General features: G+C 65.4%; 2 protein-coding genes. Both read left to right on the forward strand.

Translation table 11 applies throughout. From position 1 onward, the window contains the following. Window positions 1–311: 311 nt before the first annotated feature. Window positions 312–1,655, forward strand: coding sequence for an MmgE/PrpD family protein (locus ABGB16_RS33515; protein WP_347672063.1), 1,344 nt, complete (start codon window positions 312–314; stop codon window positions 1,653–1,655). A gap of 385 nt (window positions 1,656–2,040) precedes the next feature. Then, on the forward strand, window positions 2,041–2,269 hold a 229-nt coding region (locus ABGB16_RS33520), incomplete at its 3' end, for a transposase (RefSeq protein WP_347672064.1).

Below are 2,269 nucleotides of genomic sequence, written 5' to 3' on the forward strand. Positions count from 1 at the left end.
CCTGAGTGGATCTTTCTGGCTAGGCACCCGAAAGATCAGCAGAAGTCGTGCTCGCCTGCTATCCAGCCCTCAACATCAGCGTTTTCATTACATAACCGGACAATACGAAACAACGCCGGGGCCCTGCTGCTGTTCCAGGTCGCTGATGCGTTCGAAAAGGCGACGGCCTTCCGCACCTCCCGCCCGTCCCTCACTTTCGGGTCATCTGGCCAAAGCAACGGATGCGCCCGGGTTAGCGACCTGGAACGCGAGGGCTGGACCGACCTCGTACCCGCTCCCGCCCCAAGGACCACCGGTCAGGTGACAGACTCGTGAAGGAAGACATGTTCGCTACACAGGTCCTCGCGGAATGGGCTGCTGGGGTAGACGCTGTGCCGCCCCCGGTCGGCGAGAGCGTGCGGACCCATGTCATCGATACCCTTGGTGCTGCGGTCGCCGGGGTGGGGACGATCAACTCTGCCACCATTCGTGCTGCTGCTCCCGCGATCTGGGGGCGCGGGACGGCGGCCATGTGGTTCACCGGCCAGTCGACGACCGTCGCGGGCGCCGCCTTCGCCAACGCCGCTGCTTCCTGTGCGCTCGATCTGGACGATGGACACCGGCAGGCCGCCGGCCATCCCGGCGCCGCGGTCGTTCCCGGAGTGCTCGCGGCTGCGGCCGGATCCCCTTGGAAGGACGTTCTCGCCGCGATCGCTGTCGGTTACGAGGTCGGGGTACGCATCTCGGCGGCGAGAGACCTGACCTCAGTTCCCACCACCAACACCGGAATCTGGGGTGGTCAGGCCGTTGCTGCGGCCGTCGGGACCCTCCGCCGGCTCCCTCCGGAGCAGATCGCCCATGCGATCGCGATCGCCGGAATCACCGCTCCGAACCAGTTCGCGACGTCCTACACGCGTTTCCGTGCCAACAACGTCAAGGAAGGAATTCCCTGGTCAGCCGCGAACGGGATCCTGGCAGCGACTCTCGCCGAAAGCGGCTTCGCCGGTCCCATCGATATTCTCGACAACGACCAGATCTTCGATCGCGACCGGATTCTCACGAATCTCGGAGAGCCGTGGAGCATCCAGACGGCCTACATCAAGCCCTACAGCTGCTGCCGATGGCTTCACGCACCCATTGACGCCCTGGCAGAACTGCTCGCGGCCGAGGAGATCGATCCGGCTCAGATCACCGGCATCCACGTCGAGACGTTCGGCCGGACGCTCACCCTGAGCAACGAGATCGCGCCGACAAGCATCGAAGGCGCTCAGTATAGCCTCCCGTTCTGCATCGGCCTCGCAGCGGTCCGCGGTCCTGATGCACTGCTGGTGCTCTCCCACGGCGACCTGCACATTCCGCAGGCTCGTGACCTCGCTACGAGAGTCACATGGAGCATCGATCCCGAATTCGACGCTGCGTTCCCGGCCGCGACCCCGGGCAGGGTGACCGTTCAGACGGAGCGCGGTGCCTTCATGCGGACCGTGACCGCGCCTCGCGGCGAGCCCAGCAACCCGCTGTCGCGGGCTGCCGTCGAGGCGAAGTTCCGGGCGGTTGCACAAGAGCGGATCAGCGAAGACACCGCATCACAAATCCTCCACGCTGCCGTGTCAGCTGGGAATGCGGACGACATCCTTCACCTGCTCGGAGCCGAACAGCCGACAGCGATCCGCGTGTGAGCCTCTGGCCGCACCGCTGACGCCCCAGTCGCCCGGCGGCGGACCGGGCGACTGGGGTAACCAGCAATACTGCCCGCGCCCTGTTGGAAGGCCACGCCCCACGTGTGGTCGCCGACGTGCACCCTACGCAACCGCGCCGCCGACAACCCGGCTCCCGGCCTGCAACGCGCCGCCGCCTACCTGTGTAGGTATACAAACTGTGAGAGGGCGGTCCGAAGATGTTTGAGTTGATCTAGACTTTGCGTCTGGTTGGAGATCTTTCGGCCGGTTCGCTATGGATAGTGACCGGCCGATGTGGTGGAAGGTGAATCCTGGTCGTGACCGTCGGGCGGCTGCGGCGTTAGGGCGTGTCTTGTGGATCTTCGAGGGCGGATCCGGTAGATAGATTGGCGTGTCGCGACGGCATGAACTGACCGATGACGAGTGGGTGCTGCTGGCGCCGTTGCTGCCAGCGGACCCGCCGCGTGGGGGCCGGTGGCGGGATCACCGGACGACGGTCTCGGGGATCTTGTATCGGGAACGTACTGGGATTCCGTGGCGTGACCTGCCGGAGCGGTTCGGCCCGTGGAAGACGGTCTACCAGCGGAAACGCAGGTGGGCGATGGACGGCACCT

This window comes from Micromonospora sp. B11E3 (assembly GCF_039871625.1).
Classification (GTDB): Bacteria; Actinomycetota; Actinomycetes; order Mycobacteriales; family Micromonosporaceae; genus Micromonospora.